At 66.1% G+C, this 23051-nt stretch carries 15 protein-coding genes; 5 read left to right on the top strand and 10 right to left on the bottom strand.

What is annotated here, in order from left to right; genetic code table 11:
- Window positions 1-223: 223 nt before the first annotated feature.
- The 3 genes from KA383_19480 to KA383_19470 form a co-directional block, all read right to left on the bottom strand.
- The gene (locus KA383_19480; GenBank protein MBP7748303.1) at window positions 224-1138 is read right to left on the bottom strand and encodes a prepilin-type N-terminal cleavage/methylation domain-containing protein; all 915 of its coding nucleotides are present in this window, start codon (window positions 1136-1138) and stop codon (window positions 224-226) included.
- Between the two features lie 406 nt (window positions 1139-1544).
- The gene (locus KA383_19475; protein ID MBP7748302.1) at window positions 1545-1943 is read right to left on the bottom strand and encodes a hypothetical protein; all 399 of its coding nucleotides are present in this window, start codon (window positions 1941-1943) and stop codon (window positions 1545-1547) included.
- A 224-nt stretch (window positions 1944-2167) separates the two neighbouring features.
- Window positions 2168-3082 carry a prepilin-type N-terminal cleavage/methylation domain-containing protein gene (locus KA383_19470; protein MBP7748301.1) on the bottom strand — a complete coding sequence of 305 codons (915 nt, stop codon included), beginning with the start codon at window positions 3080-3082 and terminating at the stop codon, window positions 2168-2170.
- Window positions 3083-3403: 321 nt separating this feature from the next.
- Between KA383_19470 and KA383_19465 the strand changes: the two genes are divergently transcribed.
- Complete coding sequence (locus tag KA383_19465) at window positions 3404-5785, top strand: DEAD/DEAH box helicase (protein ID MBP7748300.1); 2382 nt, start codon at window positions 3404-3406, stop codon at window positions 5783-5785.
- Window positions 5786-5919: 134 nt separating this feature from the next.
- On the opposite strand, the gene KA383_19460 is transcribed toward KA383_19465, so the two are convergent.
- Both KA383_19460 and KA383_19455 read right to left on the bottom strand, forming a co-directional pair.
- A complete protein-coding gene (locus KA383_19460; GenBank protein ID MBP7748299.1) occupies window positions 5920-8766 on the bottom strand; it encodes an insulinase family protein in 2847 nt (948 codons plus the stop codon).
- A 1384-nt stretch (window positions 8767-10150) separates the two neighbouring features.
- Window positions 10151-11149, bottom strand: a complete 999-nt coding sequence (locus KA383_19455) for a MoxR family ATPase (GenBank protein MBP7748298.1) — start codon at window positions 11147-11149, stop codon at window positions 10151-10153.
- A 193-nt stretch (window positions 11150-11342) separates the two neighbouring features.
- Here KA383_19455 and KA383_19450 point away from each other — a divergent pair, with 193 nt between their 5' ends.
- Both KA383_19450 and KA383_19445 read left to right on the top strand, forming a co-directional pair.
- The gene (locus tag KA383_19450; GenBank protein ID MBP7748297.1) at window positions 11343-12521 is read left to right on the top strand and encodes a Gfo/Idh/MocA family oxidoreductase; all 1179 of its coding nucleotides are present in this window, start codon (window positions 11343-11345) and stop codon (window positions 12519-12521) included.
- 57 nt (window positions 12522-12578) lie between these two features.
- Entirely contained in the window at window positions 12579-13205 is a 627-nt protein-coding gene (locus tag KA383_19445; protein MBP7748296.1) for a sigma-70 family RNA polymerase sigma factor, read from the top strand.
- A gap of 47 nt (window positions 13206-13252) precedes the next feature.
- On the opposite strand, the gene KA383_19440 is transcribed toward KA383_19445, so the two are convergent.
- From KA383_19440 to KA383_19430, 3 genes are all read right to left on the bottom strand, one after another.
- On the bottom strand, window positions 13253-13618 hold the full coding sequence (locus KA383_19440) for a PilZ domain-containing protein (GenBank protein ID MBP7748295.1): 366 nt from the start codon (window positions 13616-13618) through the stop codon (window positions 13253-13255).
- A 210-nt stretch (window positions 13619-13828) separates the two neighbouring features.
- A complete protein-coding gene (locus tag KA383_19435) occupies window positions 13829-14080 on the bottom strand; it encodes a hypothetical protein (protein ID MBP7748294.1) in 252 nt (83 codons plus the stop codon).
- A 91-nt stretch (window positions 14081-14171) separates the two neighbouring features.
- The gene (locus tag KA383_19430) at window positions 14172-16217 is read right to left on the bottom strand and encodes a VWA domain-containing protein (GenBank protein ID MBP7748293.1); all 2046 of its coding nucleotides are present in this window, start codon (window positions 16215-16217) and stop codon (window positions 14172-14174) included.
- Window positions 16218-16642: 425 nt separating this feature from the next.
- Between KA383_19430 and KA383_19425 the strand changes: the two genes are divergently transcribed.
- Both KA383_19425 and KA383_19420 read left to right on the top strand, forming a co-directional pair.
- Window positions 16643-17734 (top strand): DUF3466 family protein, encoded by a 1092-nt coding sequence (locus KA383_19425; protein MBP7748292.1) that lies wholly within the window; start codon window positions 16643-16645, stop codon window positions 17732-17734.
- 256 nt (window positions 17735-17990) lie between these two features.
- Window positions 17991-18944 (top strand): ChbG/HpnK family deacetylase, encoded by a 954-nt coding sequence (locus KA383_19420; GenBank protein ID MBP7748291.1) that lies wholly within the window; start codon window positions 17991-17993, stop codon window positions 18942-18944.
- A gap of 260 nt (window positions 18945-19204) precedes the next feature.
- Here the strand turns inward: KA383_19420 and KA383_19415 are convergent, their stop codons facing one another.
- Both KA383_19415 and KA383_19410 read right to left on the bottom strand, forming a co-directional pair.
- Window positions 19205-21313, bottom strand: a complete 2109-nt coding sequence (locus KA383_19415; GenBank protein ID MBP7748290.1) for a hypothetical protein — start codon at window positions 21311-21313, stop codon at window positions 19205-19207.
- 524 nt (window positions 21314-21837) lie between these two features.
- The gene (locus tag KA383_19410) at window positions 21838-22689 is read right to left on the bottom strand and encodes a DUF58 domain-containing protein (protein ID MBP7748289.1); all 852 of its coding nucleotides are present in this window, start codon (window positions 22687-22689) and stop codon (window positions 21838-21840) included.
- Between the last annotated feature and the right edge of the window lie 362 nt (window positions 22690-23051).

The following is a 23051-nucleotide window of genomic DNA, read 5'->3' as shown; positions in this document are numbered from 1 at the left end:
ACAGGCCGGTCAGGTTACCGTCCGATAACTGGGCGTGGTGTGCACCGGCCCCACCTCGTTTCGGCCCGACGCAGGCTGGGGGTTATTCGTCCCGGCGCCGGCCACCGCGCCCCCGCCGGGCGCAGCAAAACGGCCCGTCAGCTCTGACGGGCCGTTCTGACTATGGTCGCTCCGCGGATGCGGATTAAGCTGCAAGCAGGCGGCGTTGCAGCTCTACGACCGATTACGGAGGATCACAATTCTTCGCGACGCCACCCACCGGCTGCCCGTAGTAGATCGGCGGGGTGTAGTCCACCGTCTTGGCCCAGTTCGGGTTGATCGCGGTCCAGCCCAGGCCGCACCAGCCACGGGTGTCGGTGGCCTTGTACTCGGCGTGGCCGTCGAGGAACCCGAGCGGGTTGCGGCCGAACTTGCCGTGCGAGCCAATCTCGACCACGCTCTTGTTGATGGCCCAGTCCATCGGGTCTTCGAGGTACATCACGAACGTGCCGCTGTGCTTGGCCATGACGTTCTTGACGAGTTCGTGCCCGATGTCGGTCCAGTCGCCCGGCTTGCTCCACGGGTCGCTGTCGCCGTCATACCAGATCACGTCCATCAGGGCGTGCAGGTTGTACTGGTAGCTCGTGCCCACGTCGTCGTAGCAGGACCGCGCGAGCGCATCATTGGTTTCGGCCTGCGGATTGTCCCAGTTCAGCGACTGGTGGCTCATGTGGTCCGACGGGCACTGCAGCACTGGGATCTCGGTGCGGCGCGGGTACGGCTCGCCCGAGATCACCATATCGTGCTCCACCTTGCCACCCATCAGGTACGTGTTGAGCGGACGCTCATTCACCCGGATGTAGTTGGCGTCGCCGATCCAGTCCTCGTGGTTGGTCTTGCCGCCGTAGGCCCACGAGCAGATGCCGCTTGCGTGGCCGGGCGTCCAGAACGGGAAATTGTCGTTGTAGTCCAGGAAGTACTGGACCGTGCTGGTGGTCAACTGGCGGTAATTGGCCAGGCACTTGGCCACCTTGGCCTGCTCGCGCGCATCTCGCAACGACGGCAGCAGAATCGAGATCAGCAGGGCGATGATCGCCACTACTACTAGCAGTTCGATCAGCGTGAAGCCGCTGCGAACTCCCGCACCTTTACTTCGCATCATGACGCTCCTAAAGACTGGCCAGACCGTTGATCTTCCCGTCCGCCGCGCGTGTCACACGCGGGCAACTCATCCCGAGCCTGTGCGGCGCTGGCGTCCGTCGCAGCCCGGTGCCGATATCATTCGGCGCGGCTCGCCCGATGCCCAGGCTTAACCTTGGAGTCCGTAAGAACGCTCCTGGTTGTCAGAAATCGTCGCCCCGTTTGTCAGATTGTCTGATCACCCCGCAACGTCCGTGATCGCTCACGGGCTGCCCTCCGCACGCGACCGATAACACACATCCCGGCGCCGCCCACAGGCCGGACGGCGGGCCAGTCCACGCACTGACCCGCCCCTGCGGTACACCCCGTTCCGACGCGGACGGCATGCACGCACGTCGCCGTCGCCGCCACCGACCGCAATCGCGCTACTTCTTCGGGGGCTTCGTCGTGCCTGACTTCGCGCCGCCACCCGCGCCCTTCGGCGGGTTCCCCTGCGAGTCCGCCGTCAGTTCCCATTCGCCGGTCGCCTTGTTCACGACAGCACGGACGACCGAGTAGGCCTGGCAGTTATCGCACCAAAACACGGTCAGGCGCGGCGGATAGTTCGAATCGCGCCGCATCTTGTCCTTGCTGTCCACCCAGTCCTTGTACTGCGCGGGGCTGAGCTCGAAATGCTTGCCGCACTTCTCGCACATCCAGGTGGTCTCGTACCCCGTCGTCGGATAGCTCGTCTCCTTGTCCTTGCGCGTGAAGAAGAACGCCGCCCCCCCCAGGACCACGAGCAGCACCGCCAGCAGAATTCCGTTCTTGACCGCAGGTGACATCCTAGCTCCTTCCAACGGCGTGCCTCGCCGCGTCAGACACCGTGTCCGACCGGTTGCGCCCGCACGAATTGTCGGCGACCCCGTCGCGGGTCAGCCGCGTCCAATGGCCTGCGCCGGCCGCATCCGGCCAAGCGCCAATTCAACCGGCACGAGTGTAATTGATGCCCGGTAACCCGTCCACGGCTGCGGACTGTTTGAAACCGGGCACCGCGCCTTCCACGTTCCTATGGCGGGTCGCAGTTCTTCTCCTTGGGGTTTGTGTATTCATAGGGATTGCCCGGCGCGTAGTAGAGGTCCGGCGGCGTGAAGTCCACTGTACGCACCCACGCGCGGCAGATCGCCTCCCAGCCGAGCCCGCACCAGCCGCGCGTGTCCACGGCTTTGTAGTCCGCGTGGCCGTCGAGGAACCCGGTCGGATGCCGGGCGAATTTGCCGTGATTGCCGAGCGTGGGGATGCCGAAGCCCAGGCCCCAGTCCAGCGGATCCTCGATGAACATCACGTATGTCCCGCTGTACTTGTCGAGGACCGCCCGGACCAGCTTTCGGCCGATCTCCCCCCATTTGTCATCCGGGTTCACCTGGCCGCCCCAGGATTCGGAGGTCACGTCGAACAGCGCGTGCAGGTTGTAATGGTAGCTCGTGCCGACGTCGTTGTAGCTCGACATCGAACTCACGTCGGCGTTCGCGTTCGTCCAGAAGATGCGCTGGTGCGACATGTTGTCCGACGGGCACTGCGCGACCGGAATCTCCGTGCGGCGCGGCGCGGTCTCACCCGGGAGATACAGATCCATGTCCACTTTCCCGCCCATCAGATACTTGTTCAGCGGGCGCTTGTCCACCGTGTAGTACAGCGCGTCGCCGTAGCCGCTCGCCGTCTTCCAGTAGATGTCCGGCGTCTTGCCGCCGTACGCCCAACTGCAGATCCCGCGGTAGGGATCGTAAAACGGAAAGTTGTCGTTGTAATCCAGGAAGTACTGGATCGTGCTGGTCGTCAGTTGGCGGTAATTTGCCAGGCACTTCGCGACTTTGGCCTGCTCGCGCGCGTCGCGCAGCGAGGGCAGCAGGATCGAGATCAGCAGGGCGATGATCGCCACCACGACGAGCAATTCGATCAGCGTGAAGCCGGCCCGCCGCCGGATACGTCCTCGGCACATGACGTGAACTCCTGACCTGCCAGTTCCGGACGAAGTGAACGGTGTGGCCGCTCCTGGACAGGGCCACGATCTATGCCGGTCACGCGCCGCCCCGGCGCTGGCATTCGCCGGGCCAAGCCCGACCGACATGAGTTCATTTTAGCCCAGCGCCGGAATCCGTAGAACCCGTCCGTAGAAATGCGCTCCCGTGTCAAGGCGTACCAGCCTGCTGGGCGCCCTCTCCCGGACCGCGGCGAGCACGCATGTTTGGCATCTGTTCGCACTCGTGCTATACTCCGCCGCCGGGGGCGCGGAGTGCCGCCGTTCATGGACGCCCGGAGCTTCATCGCGCGACTGCAGGCCGGCCGCCACTACCGCGGCCAGATCGCCGCCGTCCGCGAGCTCCCCGCCCGCGCCGCCGACTTCCGCCAACCGACCACGCCGCTCCCGACGACACTCCAGACGCTGCTCGCGGCTGACGGCATCAACGCGCTCTATCGCCACCAGGCCGACGCCTACGACGCGATTCGCGCGGGTCGCCACGTCGTCATCGCCACCGGCACCGCCTCCGGCAAGAGCCTCTGCTACCATCTACCTGTTCTGGCGACCCTGCTCGACGACACCAGCGCGCGCGCGCTCTATCTCTTTCCCGCCAAGGCTCTCGCCTACGACCAGCTCGGCAGCCTCGAACGCCTGATCGAGCAGGGGGGGCTGGCCGAACGCGCCCGCCCGGCGTGCTACGACGGCGACACCGCCACGCACAAACGCCCCGGCGTCCGCCGCAATGCGAACATCCTGCTCTCGAACCCGGACATGCTGCACCAGGGCATCCTGCCGTACCACGCGAAGTGGGCCGGCTTCTTCGCCGGTCTGCGGTTTGTCGTCCTCGACGAGATCCACACCTACCGCGGCATCTTCGGCAGCCACGTCGCCGGCGTCGTCCGCCGCCTGCAGCGCGTGTGTCGGCACTACGGCGCGTCGCCCCAGTTCATCTGCTGCTCGGCCACGCTGGGCAACCCGCGCGAACTCGCGGAGCGCCTTACGGGCCAGTCCGATCTGGTGCTCATCGACCAGGACACTTCCCCGCGCGGCCGCCGCTGGTTCGTCCTCTGGAACCCGCCATGGCTCGAAGATCGTCCGCCAACCCCCCCGCGCGCTTCGCTGGAACCGCTCGCGCGCGCTCTGAGCGGTCCGCCCGTCCGCGTCGCCCGCCGCAGCGCGAACGTCGAGGCGCAACACCTCATGCAAGCCCTGCTGGAAGAGGGTGCCGGCACCATCGCCTTTACCAAGGCCCGCGTTGTCGCCGAACTACTCTATAAGTACGTGTCCGAGTCCCTGCAACGCCGCCGCCCCGACCTCGCCCGCCGCCTGCGCCCATACCGCGGGGGCTACCTCCCACTTGAACGCCGCGAGATCGAGCGCCAGCTCTTCAGCGGTGAACTCCTTGGCGTGTGCAGCACGACGGCGCTGGAGCTGGGCATCGACGTCGGCGCCCTCGACGCCGCCCTCATGGTCGGCTTCCCCGGCACGCTGTGCAGTCTGTGGCAGCAGGCCGGGCGCGCCGGTCGCCGACAGGACGAATCGCTCGCCATCTTCATCGCCTACGATGACCCGGTCGACCAGTACCTCATGCGCAACCCGGACTTCGTCTTTGACCGGCCGCTGGAGCAGGCGATCATCGACCCGGACAACCCGCATATCCTCGCCGCCCAGCTCGGCTGTGCCGCGTTCGAGCTGCCGCTGTCCGACGACGACCTGCGCGACTTTGGCGCCCTCGCAGCCGATGTCACGCAGGTGCTGACCGAAGACGGCAAGCTGCGCCGCACCGCCGAGCGCCTCTACTGGTCCTCCGCCGAGTTCCCCGCCGCGCAGACCAATCTCCGCACGATCAGCAACGCGACCTTCGCGATCGTCGACACGACCGACGGCCGCGACGAGGTCATCGGCCAGGTCGACTCGATCTCCGCGCCCGAGCTGGTCTACCCCGAGGCCGTCTACCTGCACCAGGGCGAGAGCTACATCGTCCGGCAGCTGGATCAGGCCGCGCGCCTCGCCCGCGTCGAACGCCTCGCCGCCGACTACTACACGCAGCCGGTCCTCGCCGACGAATGCCGCCTCGGCACCGAGCGGTTCAGCGGTGACTGCCGGGGTGGCAAGCGCTGCTTCGGCGAGGTCACCGTGAAATGGCAGACCGTCGCCTTCCGCAAGTTCAAGCTCTACACCCAGGAGCTGATCGGCCAGACCGCGCTCGATCTGCCCGCGCAACAGGTCGAGACAACCGGGCTGTGGCTGCAGCCGCCGGAGCAGGCCCTCGCCGCCACGCGCGACGCCGGCGGCCGCGTCCACGAAGCCCTCAGTGGCGTGCGCAACCTGCTCATGGTCGCGCTGCCCCCGCTCGCCATGTGCGACCGCTACGACATCGGCGGCATCGTCAACTCCTCCCAGCTCGGTGTCAGCACGATCATCATCTACGACCGCTACGAAGGCGGCGTCGGCTACGCGCGGCACGGCTACGAGCGCTGCGCGGAATTGCTCGCACTGGCGTATCGCCTCGTCGCCGGCTGCGGCTGCAGCGATGGTTGCCCCGGGTGCGTCGCGCCGCCGAACCTGCGCATTCCCATCCACCACGACCCGGACGTCGGCCGCGGCTACGCGATCCCCGACAAGACCGCGACCGTGACGTTATTGAAGGCCTGGCTCGGCGCATAGCTCCCTTTCCTCCCAGGGCGGGGGCAGGGGGAGCGTTGGCGCACGAGCTTGTCGCCGGTCATAGAAAAGCACCGAGCGGGCTGCCCTTCGCGGCGCCAACCCACTCGGTGCTTCGCGTCTTCGCGCCTTGGTGGTTACTCCTGCGCGGCTCCTGCCGGCTCAGGCGTTTTCGCCGGCGCCGCCGTCGGCACCGCGCTCACGCGGAACTGCCGCGCGGGCGTGTAGTATTTGCGGAACACGTCGCGCACCTGCTCCGCGGTGAACGCGGCGTACGACTCCGGAATCCGCTTGAGGTCCTCCAGCTTTGCCTTGTGCAGGTCCAGCGTCTGCAACTGGCTGAACCAGAAGCTCGGCTCCTTCAACTGCGTGTCGAGCCGGTTGGCAAGCTGCTTCTTCGCGTTCTCCAGCTCTTCCGCGGTCGGGCCGTCCTCGGCGAACGCCTTCAGGATCGTCTCGATCTCCTTGATCACTTCCGCCGGCTTGTCCGGCGCACACGGGGCCCCGCTGAAGATGATACCAGAATCCACGTACGCCCGGCCCGGCCCGCTCACCGCCTGGATCGAGTACACGAGCCCCAGTTCCTCGCGCACCCGCTTGATCAGTCGGCTGTCGAGGATGTTCGCCGCCAGGTTCAGCGCCCGCACGTCGGTCACCGCGTTCGCATCGCACCCGACGCATCCGGCCAGCGCCATCGCCTGCGGCGTGATCGTGTCCACCTGGACGTGCTTCTCCAGCGGCCCGGCCGGCCGGTTGAGCTTGCGCAGCTGGTCGAGACCGCCGGCGTCGCGCCCCCGCTTCGGCAGCGACCCGATGTACTTCTCGAGCAGTGGCTGCACGTCCGCGAGCTGCATCTCGCCGACAACCGCCACCTCGAGCGGCGCCTCGCGCCGCAGCCGCTCGAACCAGGCCTGCGCGCGGGCCGGCGTCTGGGCCTCGATCTGCTCCGGCGTCAGCATGATGATCCGGCGCGGGTCGTTGCCGCTGATCAGCTTCATGAACGCATCGAACGCCGCGAATTGCGGCAGCTTGCTGGCTTGCGCGTAGCGCTGCAGCGCGCCCTGCTTCCAGTTGTCGAACGCACTCTGCTCCAGCTTGCCGTCCGTCAGCAGCGCGTGCGCCAATTGCAGCCCGCTTTCCAGGTCCTGCGGCGAGCCGGTCACCGTCAGCGTGAACGCGTCGTCCTGCGCGCCGCCGCCCACGCTGATGTTCTTGCCTGTCATGATGTCCTGGATGTCCGTCGACGCGAGCCGGTTCGTCGCCGGTTGGTCGACGATCAGCTCGGCCACCGTCGTCACGCCGACATTCTCGGCGGTCTCCTCGATCTGGCCGCCCGCCAGCGTGATGCTCACCATCACGGTGTCTTTCTTGTAGTCCATGAAGCGGTGATGGACCCGCACGCCGTTCGCGAGCCAACCGCTCGTGATCGCCAGCTCCTCGTCGGTCATGAGTTCGCCAAGCTTGCCCGGAGTCGGCTCATGTTCCAGCAGCGTGGTGGGGCGTTCTTCCCATTGGGGCGGCTCGACCCGGCGCGCCTCTGCCGCCCGGGCCGCGGCCAGCACGTCGTCCGTGCTCGGCAGCGTCACGTCCGCCTTCTCCGGCATCGTCAGCACGTACGCGAACGTGCCCGGCTTGTAGTGTGCCGCGAACGCCGCGTTGACCTCTTCGAGCTTGATCGTCGGCAGCAGCTTCTTCAGCAGGTCCAGTTCCTGCTGCGCCGACAGCACCGGCCGGCGGTCGTTCACCGCCCGCAGCATCCCCATCAGCAGGGCGCGCGCGTTACGCGTCGATTCCTTCCGGACGCCATCCTCCGCCGACGCGATCAGCTCCTTTTGGCACAGCTCGAACTCCGGCGCCAAGAACCCGTGCTCCCGCGCCCGCGCCACTTCCGTCACGAGCTGCTCGAGCATCTTTTCCCAGTCCTTCGGCTCGCCCACCGCGGTCGCGTTGACCAGCATTGCATCGTTGAAGAAGTTCGCCACCCGCGCGCTCGCCTCGCGATAGCTCGCCTCACCCTTCTTGATCCGTTCCGAAAAGCGCCGCTCGAGGATCCACGACCCCACGCGCTCGACCAGGTCCACCCGCGCCTGCTCGACCGTCGTCGTCGGCGGCCGCCCCGCCGAGATGTTGTACAGGTCCACGTCGCCCTGCGCGTACTCCGGGTCCGACAGCACCAGCGCCTGCGACGCCTTGAACGGCTTCAGCTCCGGCCCCGGCGGCGTCTGTGCCTCCAGCGGCGACTTGTACTGCCCAAACCACTTCTCGACCAGCGGCAGGTACGGCTCCGGCGCCGCGTCGCCCACCATCAGCAGCGTCACCCGCTCCGGCCGATACCACGTCCGGTAGAACTTCTCGAACTCCGCCCGCGGCGCCTCTCTGATAACCTTCTCGATCCCGATCGGCAGTCGCTGCCCCAGCCGGGTCCCCGCGAATAGCGTTTCAAACAGCTTGTCGCGCAGCCGCTGCTCGGCATTCATGCCGGCCCGCAACTCCGACAGGATCACCCCACGCTCTTTTTCGATCTCCTCCTCCGATAGCAACAGCCGAAACGCGTAGTCGCTCAAGACCGTCAGCGCCTTTTCCATCTGCTCCGGCGTCGTGTCCGGCAGGAACAGCATGTAGGCCGTCTGGTCGAAGCTCGTGAACGCGTTCAGGTCGCGCCCGAACTCCATGCCGATGCTCTCGAAATACGGGATCAGCTCGCCCGGCGGAAAATGCTCCGAACCGTTGAACGCCATGTGCTCCAGGAAATGGGCCAGCCCGCGCTGGTCGTCCGTCTCGGCGAGCGAGCCGGACGCGATGTGAATCATGAGCGCCATTTTGCCCGGCGGGACGGCGTGCTGCCGGTACATCCAGGTGACGCCGTTGTCGAGTTTGCCGGTCTTGATCCGTTCATCACTCGGCAATTGCTCGGCGCGGACGGGGCGGGTGAGGGCGGCGACGACGGCGACAAGCACGAGACTGCGGAAACGGAGCTTCAGCATGGTCGCGGTTCCTGTTGCGAAGAGACAACGGTCACGATTGACGAAGTTCTGGAGTATATCGCGGCACAAAGCCGTCAGGTGGCGTCGCCGACAATTCCGCGCAACCAGGATCATTGGGTCGGGCGTGTCGTTGTGCGCGCCGAGCCCGAGCTATGGTTATAGGACGTGCGCTGAAATTGCCTGAAGTTCTGTCGCGACTCGCTCGTCGACTGCATTCTCATAACTCGCTGTGTCTAAATAGGTAAACACCGCGTCTCTGGCTCAGGGTGGTGTTTTCTCGGCCCAACCGCTTGACCGACCGTGGAAATCCGGCCCCAGCGCCCTCTATAAACAGGTGTAGTCCGCCTTCCGTCCTTCAAGGGAGCCGAAGGGTGGAATGGATTAAAGGACGCGCGAAGTTGTTGGAGGACCGGCCCCGGGGTCGGTCCTCTCTTTTTTTGCCCTGAATGCACCACTGGCTCCCCCATGTGTGGTGCGGCGGAGGTGCGTCAGTCGCAAGCTGGTCGCCCTCCGCCCTTTTATTCCTGGTTGCCGGGTTAAACCGCGCACGACCGAGAATCACGCCTTTTTTTCCGGTCGGGAGCAGTTTTCCTTGAAACCTCGGTAGAAATCTCCGGCAGTCACTGCCTACAAGTTAGCATCTCCTCCTCCTCCTCAAGAACCCGCCAGCTGCGGGTTCTTCTTTTTTGCACGCTCGACTCGGCGGAAGGCGGGGAACCTGTGCGACCCAGAAAGCAGCGGCCAGTTCTGAGCTGCAAGCGTTTATCTGCAAACGCTTTACACCTGTTACCTGGGACCGCGGTACATTTTTTCTGGGACGCCGGTGGACTTTGGCCCGGTACGTTGCCTAACAGTTAGTACTCCTCCTCCTAACGAGGATCGCACAAGGTCCTCGAAACTCCTCCTCTCCTGAGGACCCGTCATCCGCGGGTCCTCTTTTTTGTGCGCTGGGGCGAGCAGGGCGGCCGCAAGCTCGCCGTTGGAGATCGGCCGCAAGGTATGCAGCGCTCACGCGAAACTGCTCCCGACGCTGGACATTTTCGTTTCAGCGGTACTACAGTTTTATGGGGAGCAGGATGTGTGCTCCCGCGCCACGCTGGCAAACGGGCGTGGAAAAAAAGAGAGCGAGGACCACTGGAGTGGCGGTCCTCGCTCCTTACAGCACCACCTGGCTCCCCAAGGGGTGGTGCAACCCATGGCGGACGGGCGCCTGTTCCGGAACAGGCAGCCCTCCGCCTAGGTATCTGGCTGCCCCCCCAGGCATCTCCGTTGCCCTAACCTATTTCCCATGGATCATTCTAGCCGGTTCCGCGCCGGCTGACAACATCCAATCGTGATCGTTTACGAGTCGCGGTCCCGCACCCGGACCGGGGCGCGTGATGCCCTACGGGACCGGAACGTGGTCCAGCACGTGCCGGATTACGTCTTCGCTCGTCTTTTCCTCGGCCTCGGCTTCGTAGCTCACAATGATCCGGTGCCGGAGGACGTCGGGGGCAATGTCTTTCACGTCCTGAGGCGTCACGTAGCCGCGCCCCGCCAGAAACGCCATCGCCCGCGAACCGCGGGCCAGGTAGATACTCGCACGCGGCGACGCGCCGTACTCGATCCAATCCCCGATCTTCAGGCCGAATTCCTGGGGCGTCCGCGTGGCGTGGACGACGCTGACGATGTAGTCCTTCACCTTGTCGTCCATGTAGATCTCGTCCAGAACCTGCCGGGCGGCGAAAATCTGTTTCGGGTGGAGAACCTCCCCGACCTGCGGCAGACCACGCTGCGGCGACATGCGGTCCAGAATCTGCCGCTCCTCGTCGCGCGCGGGATACTCGACCAGCAGTTTGAGCATGAACCGGTCGACCTGGGCCTCCGGCAGGGGATAGGTGCCCTCCTGCTCGATCGGGTTCTGCGTCGCCAGCACGAGGAACGGCTGGTCCAGCGGGAACGTTTCCTCGCCAATGGTGACCTGCCGTTCCTGCATGGCCTCCAGCAGGGCGCTCTGCACCTTCGCTGGCGCGCGGTTGATCTCGTCCGCCAGCACCAGGTTCGCGAAAACCGGGCCTTTTTTGACCGCGAAGGTACCGTCTTTCGGCTGGAAGACCATCGTCCCGACAATGTCCGCCGGCAGGAGGTCAGGCGTGAACTGAATCCGCCGAAACCGTGTCTGGATCGCCCGGGCCAGGCAGGCCACCGCGGTCGTCTTGGCCAGACCCGGGACGCCCTCGAGGAGGATGTGGCCATCCGCCAGCAGCCCCACGAGCATCTTGCGGAGCAGGTTGTCCTGTCCGACGATCACCCGACGTATTTCGGTCAGGAGCCGCTCGAAGCCCTGATAGTGCTCGCGCACGAGTTGCCCGACCTGCTGGATCTCCGAATGCGTCACAGCCATCGTTTGCCACCTCCAGGCCGAATTCGTCCGTGGTTGGAAGAAGGCTACCGTCTGTGGGGCGAAAATCAACTTTTGCGGGCGTTTGCCCGTGAATCCGCCCGAGTCCTCCCGCAGAGGTCGACAGGCGCGACCTGGTTGGATATATTCCCGCCCGCCACGCGTACCCGATGACCGACTCGCGGGAGGACGATGCATGTCGGAAGTCTGCAATGTGGCCCTGCTGGGGCAGAAGTTCATGGGACGGGTACACAGCAACGCCTACCTGAAGGTGGCGCGTTTCTTCAACCTGCCCCGCCGGCCGGTCATGCACACGATCGCCGGCCTGGATCTCATTGCCCTGGCACCGTTTGCGGATCGGTGGGGCTGGCGCAACTACAGCACGACTTGGAAGGACGTTGTGCGTAACCCGGACATCCATCTGGTCGATGTCAGCACGCCCAACTACATGCACGCCGAGCAGGCGATTGCGGCGCTCGGCGCCGGCAAGCACGTGGCCTGCGAGAACCCGCTGGCCCACACCCTTAAGGACGCCCGGGCGATGAAGAACGCGGCGCTGAAATCGCGGCGCGCCAAGACCTTCGTCTGGTACAACTACCGGCGCTGCCCGGCCGTGGCGCTCGCCTATCGTTTGGCGCAGGAAGGCCGGCTGGGGCGGATCTATCACGTTCGCGCCACATACCTCCAGAGCTGGGGTGGCCCCCAGACACCGCTGGCCTGGCGTTTCCAGAAGAAATACGCCGGGAGCGGCGCGCACGGCGACCTCAACGCCCACATCGTCGACCTGGCGCGCTTCATCACCGGCCAGGAGATCGTGGAAGTGTCTGGCGCGATCGCCGAGACGTTCATCCCCGAACGGTCCTTGCCGACCGGTAACGCGCGCACCGGACCGGGACCGGTGCGCCGCCCCGTGGGCAAGAGTGACGTGGACGATTGCGTGCTCTTCCTCGCCCGCTTCAAGGACGGCGCCGTCGGCAGTTTCGAGGCCACGCGCGTCGCCACCGGCAACCAGAATGCGAACTCGTTCGAGATCAACGGCGAGCTGGGCGCGCTGCGTTTCAGCTTCGAGGACATGAACGTGTTGTGGTACTATGACAACCGTGAACCGCGCGGCACGGCGGGCTGGCGGCGCGTCTTGTGCACCGCCGGCGGGGATCACCCCTACGCCGGAGCGTGGTGGCCGGAGGGCCGGATCATCGGGTATGAGCATACGTTCGTGAACATGGCCGCGGACATGCTCGCCGTCCTGGGCGACGAGCAGCCCATTGTGCCGCTGCCGAGTTTTGCCGACGCGTACGAGACGCAGCGCGTACTTGAGGCGGCGCTGCTTTCCGCCCGGCACCGGGCCGCGGTGAAGCTGTCGGAGATCAAGTAGCCGGCGCGTGTCCGGCGGGTGGGCGCAGCGTTCCAACTCCGAATTCGGAGGGCTGCGATGGGCGAACGCAAACGGGCTGCAGACGTTGAGCGCGTCATGGCCGGTGATGGCGACGCACTGCAGCGCCTGATCCTGCACTATCACGCGCCGCTGCGCGGCGCCGTGGCGGCCGCGCTGCCCGACGAGTATGCCGGCCGGATCGATCCGGACGACGTGTTGCAGCAGGCATACGTGGTGGCGTTTCAGTCACTCGCGGGCTGCCGCTTCGACGGTCCGGGCGGCTTCTACAAGTGGCTCGAGAAGATCGCCATCTCCCGTCTGCGCGACCAGCAGCGTGCGCTGCGCCGTCAGAAGCGCGACGCGGCCCGCGAAGTCGTGGCGACCAACGGCAGCCCGAGTGCGTCGTACCCCGACCTGTTGAATCGCCTCGAAGGCACCGAAGCCACGCCGAGCCGGCACGTCGCGCGCAATGAGGCCGTCGCGGCGCTCATGACCTGTCTGGCCCGGCTGGGCGAGGAGCAGCGGGCCGTGATTCGACTGCGCTTCCTCGAAGGCCGCTCCGTCGCCGAGGTTGCTGAGCGTCTTGGCAAGACCGAGGGCGCAGTGCACATGCTTTGCCATCGCGCCTTGAAAGCCCTGCGCGAGCAGCTCGTCTCCATCACGCACCTGCTGTCCGGCATGTAGGGTGGGCACCGCCCACCATCAGGCTTGGCATCCCGCGGCGACGTACTCTACACGAACGTCGGCGGCCGGTCCGTCTCGACCCCGATCTCGAAATGGGCCGTCATCGTCTGGCGACTGTGGACCACCGTGCCGCACAGGAACAGCGGGTTGCCGTTCGGCTTTGGCACCAGCGTCTCAACCCAGGTACCGATGGGTACGTCCAAGCCGATCTGCAGCGCCATGCCTCTCGATGAAATGTCGACTGTCTCGCCCGTGACGGTCCGCACTTCGCCGGTCGTGGAGTCGATCAGTCGCACACGACACGGCACGCGGTACGGCGTGCGCCGCTCGGCGCGCGGGCGACGCGTGCGGTCGCGCGTCCAGGTCTTCGAGGCGGCGGTCGGCGGGTTGGCGACTACGTTTTCGGGTTTCATGGACTGCACTCCGCGGACCGCCGGGCGGCTCTCCCTCGGACCGACAGGCCGTCGCGAGCCGCGTCACCACGTGCCTCGCCGACGGCTGTTCACCCCCGCAGTTTTCTATCGGCCGCGGTGCTCACGGAGCATGAATAGCCGCACAAACATCGAAGATTCGTCCCCCGTGTCCCGCCCCGTCCGCATCGTCGCACCGCCGCCGACGCGCGCTCAATCGGCGAGCAGCTCGACCTCCGAGTGCTGATCCAGGTTCAGCGTCGTGACCTCCCCGTCCGCTTTGACCAGCCGGATCCGCCGGAGCCAGAACCGGTTGTCCTTCGCGTGTGCATACCAGCTCCCCGTCTTCCCAACTTCCACCGCCTGAATCACACCCTCGGTCGTGCCGTGCCAGTCGCCCGCGCGACGGTCAATCGTCTGTCGCACGCGTACCCGCTGTCCCACCTTCAGCTCGTCGACCGTCATCGTCAGCCCACCGTTCGCTTGCCTGCACCGTGCGCTGCCGCGCGCGACGTATTCGGACTCGTTTCCCGGCCGCACCCGCGCGACCAGACCCCTACACCATCACTCGTCGATTGTAGACCCACCACTCCAGCAGCACCAACACCAGCGCCGCCCCGACGAACCACCGCCACACCTCCGGCGTCGCCGTCTGGATCGCCGCCATCTCCTGCACCGGCCGGTTGTCGACCTTCAGCGGTCCCGCCGGCGGCGCGATGTTGCTCTCCCAGTCATCCTCCAGGTTGACGGCAAACCGGTCCCGACCCGCCAGCGCACCCTCGGCCCGATAAACGCCCGCCCGCTCCGTGCCGCCGTAGTACGCGACCCCGCTCGCGTCCGGCGTCAGCGTCACGTGCGTGTTGTCCGGGCGGTAGAGCTTGGCCTCCTTCGCGCCTGCGGCCACCTGCACCCGCAAGGTGTCCCCGGGCCGCACCGGTCCGCGCTCGGCCTCGCTGTCGCCGCCGCCCAGGTAGCGGATGGCGTTGTACGCGAACACGCCGAAGCTGAGCTTGCTCCACCAGGTGCTGTTCTCGACCGCGAATGTCAGCACGAGGTACTGCCGCCCCTCCGCCGCGTACCGGAAGAGCACCGGACCCTGCGGCCCCTCAGCCAGCACCTCCGCTTGCGCCGGCAATGTCACGCTCAGGCTCTCGGCGACATACACGTAATCCAGCGACACATATCGCAGGACCGGGTGTGTCTCGTCCCACCAGATCAGCGCGTGCTTCTCAACCGGCGGCCCCGCCTCAATACCCGTTACCTTCGGGAGCGCGCCCAGGTAGATGTAGTTCCCTGGCGGTGGCGGCGTCTCAGGGGCGTACTTGTCAAAGATGACCACGTCAAAGCTCGATTGCCCGTCCGTCACGTAGTCCGCGTGCGACGCCTCGTAGTCCGCCGGCGTCACGAACGGGAACTCCTGCAACGGCAGCCCCCGGATCACGCTGTCCAGGAACGGGTACTTGCCCTCCGTTACCACCAGCACCTTCTGGCGGCGGGGGGGTGGCACGACGACGAACGCCGAGTTGTCGACCGGCAGGGCGTCCGAACGGGGCAGCCGCGCCTCGATCAGCGCCCCACGGTCCAGCAGCAGGTCGAAGCTCAGCGCCCGGCTGCTACCTTCTTCTTCTGTGTCGGGCTGTGTGGTCGGTACCGGCGAGTCTTCATCGGTGAGTTCCGCCTTCGACGCCGCCAGCTCGACCGGCTGGACTGCCCGCAGCGTCCCGTCCACGTACACGGCCACGTCCGTGGTCACCGGGTCCGGCCCGAAATTCCGTACCGTCAGGAACACTTCGAGGCTCTCGGGCCGGTCGAAATTGCGCTGCGTCCGCAGGGCGGTGACGCCGACGTTGTCGCGCCCTTCGCCGATGCGCACCACCTCCATCGACCCGCTCCGCAGCACGACCTTGTCGAGATTAGCGATTCGGCCGTCCGAGACGAGCACCAGTTTGGCCGGCACTTCCGCCGGCACCGGTGTGCTCTCCATGCCCGGGCTGAGCCGCGTCGGCGGGGCCATGTATGCCTCGGCCAGGTCCAGGGCCTCGCGCAGGTCCGTCCGGCCGTCGGTGGGCTCGATCCGGCGGATCAGGTCCACGAGGTCGCTCGTGTTCGTGGTGAACGGCGACACGATCGACGCCCGGTCGCTGAATGCGATGACCATGACCTGCGTCTGGGCCTTCGCGCCGCTGAGTGACAGGAACGACCGCCAGCCGCCGGTCCGGCGATTGAACACGCGGACGAGCCGCTCGGCCTGCTCCTTCGCGAGGTCGAGGCGCGTCACGTCGCCTTCGCGCGTGTTCATGGACGCGGAGCGGTCGATGAGGATGACCACGCGTTCCTCGTTGGCGACCTCGGTGCGGATGATCGGCCGTGCCAGCGCGAACACGCCGGCGCCGAGGATAAGCAGTTGCAGGAACAGCAGCAGGTTTCGCCGCAGCCGGCGGAAGGGGGCATTGACCTGGAGGTCCTGGATCGCGCGCTTCCACAGCAGCGTCGACGCGACCACTTGCTCGCGCCGCCGCAGCTTGAGGAAGTAGAGGATCAGCAGCGCCGGCACGACGACGGCCGCGACCGCCGCTGCAAACCACGGATTCAGGAAGTTCATGGCCGAATGTTACCCCGCGCGTCTCGTCATGGCGAGATCGCCGGCAGTAGGGCATGCCTCCCCAGTAGGGCAGGCCACCGCCCCTGCGCGCCGCGCCGTAGGGCAGGCCTCCGTGCCTGCTGCTCGAGCATAGACGCCGGCCAGTCTCTTGCCCTAGCCCGCGCAGCAGGCGTCTGAGAGTCGCCTCGGGCGCAAGCCCGTGGACCGCAGCAAACGCCTCGCCCCTGAGCCCGCGCAGCGGGCGAATGAGCAACTCGCGTCCGGCCGCCCGCGCTCGCGTCGCTACCTTGTCCCCCGCGATTGGCGACCACCTGTCGCCCGGCCGCACACGTCCTGCCGTCCGCCAGCGCCCGCCGGAACGTGGTATACTGACTCGTGCCAACGGCCGCGCGGGGTCACGGCCGTCCGCACACGGAGGAGACCGAATGAGCACCACGCAGTTGGGGGCACCATCGCGCGGGGCGGCTTGGCTGTTCCTGCTCGCATTGGTCTGTGGTGCCCAGGCCGACGTGCGCTTCACGATCACCGACATCGGCGTGCTGCCCGGCGCGGACTACTCCGTGGCGCAGGGCCTCGCGTCCAACGGGTTCGTGGCTGGCGATGGCGGCGCCTCCGGCTTCTTCTGGCGTGACGGGCAGTTGACGGCGGTCGGCACGCTGGGTGGTTCGTGGAGCAATGCGCTGGACGTCAACGCCAGCGGCCAGGTGGTGGGCTGGGCGCATCTCCCGGGCAACCACAGCCTCCACGCCTTCGTCTGGCAGCAGGGGGCCATGACCGATCTGGGCACGCTCGGGGGGACCAGCAGTGGCGCCCGCGCCATCAACGACGCCGGTCAGATCGTGGGCTGGGCCGAACTGTCGGGCGCGCTGGATCAACACGCGTGTCTGTGGCAGAACGGACAGGTGACCGACCTCGGCACGCTGGGCGGGGGCTACAGTGTCGCTTACGACATCAACGCCGCGGGCCGGGTCGTCGGACAGGCCGCCCGCGCCACGGGCCCGTCGCACGCATTCCTCTTCGTCGACGGCGTCATGCAAGACCTGGCTCCACTCGCCGACGAGTACAGCGTGGCGTTCGGGCTGAATGATGCGGACCAGGTTGTGGGGCGGGCGTGGCCGGCTGGCGGCGAACCGCGCGCGTTTCTCTGGGATGATGGCGTGATGACCGACCTCGGCTCACTCGACGGGCGCTATACCACGGCCCAAGCGATCAACAACGGGGGTCAGGTGGTCGGCTACTCGGAGGTGCTGGTGCAGCACTTGCCTGGCGAGCCCGAGCTGGAGTTCCACTCGTTCATCTGGGAGTCCGGAACCCTGCTCGATCTCAACGACCTGATCGCGCCGCAGAGCGGTTGGCGCCTCTATGAGGCGTTTGGTATCAACGACGGCGGACAGATCGTCGGCATGGGGGAGATTAACGGTGCGATTCACGGCTTTCTGCTGACGCCCGTCCCCGAGCCCGCCACGCTGGCGCTCCTCCTGGCCATCGCCAGCCTGCCGCCGCGCGGTCGCCGGTAGCGGGCGCGCAAGCCGGGCTGGTGGGGCGGGCGAAGGTGAAAGCGGAGGTGAAATAGGTGGCTGTCACTAATTATCTAAATAGGTGGCTGTCATCAAGTATCTCTAATTATCTCACAATCGTGTGCGCCGCAGGCCGGGGCGCGGTAGGATGCCCTTGCACGGCCCGACAGCGGAGCCGGGCCAAGTCATCTGGGAAATGTCGGGTGAGCGCGGTCTGACCGGTTACAGATCGGTCCCACAGGTCAGGAGCATTGATATGAAGCCGATTCGTCTCGTCCTGCTCTGCGGCGCTTTCACAACCTGTCTCGCTGCGGCCGATGAGCCCGCGACGCGCGCTGCCGCACGCGCGCGCGGCGCGGCCGAGCAACCGCGCCTGATTCTGCGGCTGGATGACATCGGGTTCTGTCACGGCGTGAACATGGCCGCGAAGCGGATCCTCGAAGAAGGCGTGTGCAGTTCGATGTCAGTGATCGTGAACACGCCCTGGCTCGACGAGGCGGTGGAGATACTCAAGCAGCATCCGGAAGTCAGCGTCGGCGTGCACCTGACGGTGAACGCGGAGTGGAACGAGTACCGCTGGGGACCGGTCCTGCCCTACAGCGAGGTGCCGTCGCTGGTCGACGAGTTCGGCAAGTTCTTCCCCTCGCGCGACGCGTTCTTCGCGAACAACCCGAAGCCGGAGGAGGTCGAGAAGGAGCTGCGGGCGCAGATCCGCCTCGCGCTGCGCAAGGGCCTGCCGATCTCGTACGTCGATTACCACATGGGCACCATCATGTCGACGCCGGAGTTGCAGCAGGTCGTCGAACGGCTCGCGAGGGAGTTCAAGCTGGGCATCTCGCAATACTTCGGCGAGATTTATGCGCCGAACGTCTATCGGGCCCCACCGGAGAAGAAGCTGGCCGAGGCCATCGCGATCCTCGAGCAGCTGAACGAGCCGAAGCTGTACCTGTTCGTGCTGCACGTGGGCACGAACACGCCCGAGATGGCGGTGCTGACGGACCGCAACCCGGTGGGACTGACGGCGATGGCCGCGCACCGGCAGGCCGAAGCGGATCTGCTGTGCAGCCCCGAGTTCCGCGCCGCGCTCGAGCGGCTCCACATCCGGCTGACGAACTACAACGAGCTGCGCGCGGCCGGCCTGGTGCACATGCAGCGCCCGTGGCTCGCCGACCCGTACCGGCAGAAGCCGCCGCCGGCGGAGGGGAGGTAGCCAAGGAGCCATGAAGGTGAAGACGTAGGGCAGGGCTGAGCGCAGCAAAGCCTGCCGCGTCGCTTCGATTCGGGATGGAAGCTGCCGATGTGAGTTTCTGAGCTCTGAACTCGTGGCTTTGCACCGTTGGCGCCTTGGCGGCGATCGAGCGCGGGACGCTTCCTGGTAACGAGTCACAAGGTGACAAGTTCGCTACTAACGCAGGTTCGCCAAGTGGTATCGCGGCGCGGTCAACCACCGATGAAGCAGCTCCCGCGACGTCATCCGCCGGTAAACACCTCCTGAAAAGCCGCGAAGTCGGCCAGGTCCACGTCACTGTCCGCATCGAGGTGCGCGGCGCCACAGGTGGCGGGGGGCGGGGTCTCCGGCCCGTTCAGGCAGTCCGCCAACACAGCAAGGTCATCGGTGTCCACGTCACCATCATGGTCCAAGTCACCGGCGCACCCCCATCGGGCCCAGAAACCCGAGACTTCACCGCCGGCAGAGGTGAACCGGCCCCCGGCGATCAGCTCGCCGTTGTGGGCGGTCAGGGCCGAAACACCGCTATTCATCCCGCTGCCCAGGGGGGTCCAGTTTGTTCCATCCCATTTGGCAATACGATTGGCGATCACTCCGCCCGCGGTGATGAACTCACCGCCAGCAACCAACGCGCCGTTGTAGGACGTCAGTGCCTGCACGGAGCTGTTCATCCCGCTGCCCAGCCGCTCCCAACCTGTACCGTCCCATCGGGCGATACGGTTGGCGCTCACCCCGTCGGCGGTGGTGAACAGGCCTCCTGCGACCAGCTCGCCGTTGTGGACGGTCAAAGCCAACACGGCGTCATTCATCCCGGTGCCCAGCGCAGCCCAGCTCACCCCGTCCCACTTCGCAATACGGCTGGCGCTCAGATCGCCAGCGATGGTGAAATAGCCCCCGGCGATCAGCTCGCCGTTGTAGACGGTCAGGGCCCTCACGGAGCCGTTCATCCCGCTGCCAAGCGGAGCCCAGGCGCTGCCGTCCCAGCCGGCGATGTAATTGCACGTGACGCCGCCGGCGATCGTGAAGTTGCCACCCGCGATCAACTCACCACCGTGGACCATCAAGGCTAACACCTTGGTCTCGTAACTGCCGCTCATTCCCGACCCGAGTGACAACCATGCACTGCCGTCCCAACGGGCGATTCGAGTGCACGTCACGCCGCCGGCCAGTGAGAAGTAACCCCCCGCGATCAGCTCGCTGTCATGGACGGTCAGGGCATGAATGCCCCTGTCCATTCCACTGCCAAGCGCCTCCCAGGTTGCGCCGTTCCGTTTGGCAATATAGGTGGCGCTCACTCCGCCAGCGGTGGTGAATGAACCCCCCGCGACCAACTGGCCGTTGTGAGCGGTCAAGGCGATCACGTGGTCATTCATCCCGGTGCCGAGCGGCGCCCAGTCCGTGCCGGCCCAGCTCGCAATGAAGTTGGCGCTCACTCCACCGGCGGTTTTGAACATGCCACCCGCGATCAACGCGTCGTTATAGCCTGTCACGGCGTACACGTAGTCATTCGTGCCGCTGCCAAGGGGCGCCCAGGTTGTACCGTCCCATCGGGCGATATGGTTGACCTCCTGGCCGCCGGCGGTGTTGAAACCGCCCCCGGCGACGAGCTCGTCCCCGTAGACGGTCATGGCCAGCACGACATCATTCATCCCTGCACCCACACGCGCCCAGCTCGTACCGTCCCATCGGGCGATGTGGCTGGCGCTCACTCCGCCGGCGCTGGTGAAGTAGCCCCCGGCGATCAACTCGCCGTTGTAGACGGCCAAGCCAAACACGGCGTCATTCACCCCACTGCTCAGCGGCGCCCAGCTCGTGCCACCCCACCGGGCGATGCGATTGGCGCTGGTTCCATCCGCCATGGTAAACGAGCCCCCGGCGATCACGTCGTCGCTGTAGACCGTCAGGGCGTCTACCGAGTCGTTCATTCCGCTTCCGAGGGGCGCCCAAGTCGCGCCGTCCCATCGTGCGACATAGCTGGCGCTCACGCCGCCGGCCGTTGTGAACTCGCCCCCGGCGATGAGTTCTCCGCTGCAGACGGTGAGTGCGCGCACGTAGCTGCTCATCCCGGCGCCCAGTGGTGCCCAGCTTGTGCCATCCCAGCGCGCAATGTACTTGGCGCTCACCCCGCCGGCGATGGTGAACAGACCTCCGGCGATCAACTCGCCGTTGTAGACAGTCAGAGCGCACACAGAGCCATTCATCCCGCTGCCCAAGGGTGCCCAATCTGTGCCGTCCCAGATCGCCACTCTGTTTGCCACCACATTCCATGCGACGGTGAAGCTGCCCGCCGCAACGAGTGCTTCCGGCGCGGGACCTGGTCCGTCAGGATCCCAGGTTGTGGTCGCATCCACGGGTCCGTCCAGCCCCTGCACTGCCTGGCCAGGACCTGTCAGCCAGGTCGGCACACACTCGGCCGATACCGGCGGCCCGCAGGCAGCGCCACTCAACACCGCGACAACCGCTGCCCACCGTGTGGTCATCGTGGCTCGCTCCGTAGCGGTGACGAGGTTAAGCCGACATTTTCCATTTGACCTGGCCCAATTCCGCTACCGGGTCGTGTGACTCCATTGTACCGCCGTCCGGCCTCGTGCGTACTCGCTTCTTGGACCCTTCTCCGGCCTCCCCGGGCCGAGGGGGCCGCTGCGGCCCGCCCCCAGGGCTCGTGGACACCCCGAATATTAGGGACAAATATTGGGACAAAATATTAGGGACAGGCACCTATTATCTGGGCATATCGGCCTGACGAGAGCTGGGAGGGCTGGAGTATTCTGCTTCATTCTGAGTGCTGCGCGAGCCCGCTCGCTTCCGCTCGGGGTTCTGAGCGCGCGGTGCGGCCCCCATTGTTACCTTGTTACCTGCTCCCCTTGTTACGTCTTCAGCGCAGCAGCCCCCGCTGCCGGAGGTACGACATGACGAGCACGTCGAACTCGACGCGTGTGCTCGTGAAGAGGTACGTGATCCCCCGCCGCGTGCAGTGGTTCTTCAGGTCGCCGCAGTACGCCTGCAGGTTCGCGCGATAGCGGTTCAGCAGCGGCTTGCTGATCGTCACCTCTGCCAGGTCCTCGTCCTCCACGTCGCGGAGCTTCAGATCGCCCGCCAGCACCGGGTCGATCTCCTCCGGCGACAGCACCTGGATCACGTACAGGTCGAGGTCACGGCTGAGCAGGTAGCGGATGCCGTCCGCGTAGCCGCTCTTGTCCATGAAGTCGCTCAGCACAACCACCACGCCCTTGCCCTGGTACCGCACGGCGAAGTGCTTGGCCACGGCGGTGAAATTCGACGTGCCGCCGTACTCGATCCCATCCAGGAAGCGGATCACCTGCGACACCAACCGCCGCCCGCGGACGCCGCGCATCTCGTGGCTCAGCGTGCCGGCGTAGCCGTGCAGGCTGACGCGGTCGTAGTTGACCAGGCCGATGTAGGCGAGGGCCGCCGCGACGCGTTTGACGTACAGCCCCTTGTGCGGGTCGCCCCAGTCCATGCTCTTCGATACGTCGAAGAGGATCGTGACGTTGAGGTCCTCCTCCTCCATGAACAGCTTGAGCAGCAGCCGTTCGAGGCGGGCGAAGATGTTCCAGTCGAGGAAGCGAAGGTCGTCGCCGACGACGTAGTTGCGGTAATCGGCGAACTCGACGGATTCGCCCTTGCGTTTGCTCCGCCGCTCGCCCTTCGTGCGGCCGATGAAGATCTTGCGCGAGAGGATCTCGAGCTGCTCGAGCTTCGTCATGAACTCGGGCGAGAGCAGTTGCTGGTCGGGCTTCGGTTTGTGAACGGGCGCCGTCGCCACGGGTTTACCTCACGCTATCCCGGCGGCGACATTCTACGCCCAACGGACGCCGAGCAATACTCCCCCCACGACCCGACAGAGCCGGGGTCGCTCTCCGGTTCTCCTGCTCGGTTGCTCTGCTGCTGCGCCTGCCGCTGTTCGCCGCCGTGGATCAAAGCACGAGGCACGGACAAGCGTTGCCTGCCCGTGCCTCGGTGCATTTCAGGTCAGCACTCCGCCTACGGTGCTGTCAGCAGGTTCACGAACGGGTTGATGTCGCCGAAGCCGACCGACCCGTCGCCGTTGATGTCGCCGTTCATGAT

Source organism: Phycisphaerae bacterium (genome assembly GCA_017999985.1).
In the GTDB taxonomy this organism is placed as follows: domain Bacteria; phylum Planctomycetota; class Phycisphaerae; order UBA1845; family Fen-1342; genus JAGNKU01.
The sequence above is the reverse complement of the archived record's forward strand: the minus strand, read 5'-3'. Positions and strand labels throughout refer to the sequence as shown.

Coding starts and splice junctions, on each gene's coding strand:
- KA383_19480 (MBP7748303.1), bottom strand. CDS start 1,138: ATGCGAAGTAAAGGTGCGGGAGTTCGCAGCGGCTTCACGCTGATCGAA.
- KA383_19475 (MBP7748302.1), bottom strand. CDS start 1,943: ATGTCACCTGCGGTCAAGAACGGAATTCTGCTGGCGGTGCTGCTCGTG.
- KA383_19465 (MBP7748300.1), top strand. CDS start 3,404: ATGGACGCCCGGAGCTTCATCGCGCGACTGCAGGCCGGCCGCCACTAC.
- KA383_19460 (MBP7748299.1), bottom strand. CDS start 8,766: ATGCTGAAGCTCCGTTTCCGCAGTCTCGTGCTTGTCGCCGTCGTCGCC.
- KA383_19455 (MBP7748298.1), bottom strand. CDS start 11,149: ATGGCTGTGACGCATTCGGAGATCCAGCAGGTCGGGCAACTCGTGCGC.
- KA383_19450 (MBP7748297.1), top strand. CDS start 11,343: ATGTCGGAAGTCTGCAATGTGGCCCTGCTGGGGCAGAAGTTCATGGGA.
- KA383_19445 (MBP7748296.1), top strand. CDS start 12,579: ATGGGCGAACGCAAACGGGCTGCAGACGTTGAGCGCGTCATGGCCGGT.
- KA383_19440 (MBP7748295.1), bottom strand. CDS start 13,618: ATGAAACCCGAAAACGTAGTCGCCAACCCGCCGACCGCCGCCTCGAAG.
- KA383_19435 (MBP7748294.1), bottom strand. CDS start 14,080: ATGACGGTCGACGAGCTGAAGGTGGGACAGCGGGTACGCGTGCGACAG.
- KA383_19430 (MBP7748293.1), bottom strand. CDS start 16,217: ATGAACTTCCTGAATCCGTGGTTTGCAGCGGCGGTCGCGGCCGTCGTC.
- KA383_19425 (MBP7748292.1), top strand. CDS start 16,643: ATGAGCACCACGCAGTTGGGGGCACCATCGCGCGGGGCGGCTTGGCTG.
- KA383_19420 (MBP7748291.1), top strand. CDS start 17,991: ATGAAGCCGATTCGTCTCGTCCTGCTCTGCGGCGCTTTCACAACCTGT.
- KA383_19410 (MBP7748289.1), bottom strand. CDS start 22,689: ATGACGAAGCTCGAGCAGCTCGAGATCCTCTCGCGCAAGATCTTCATC.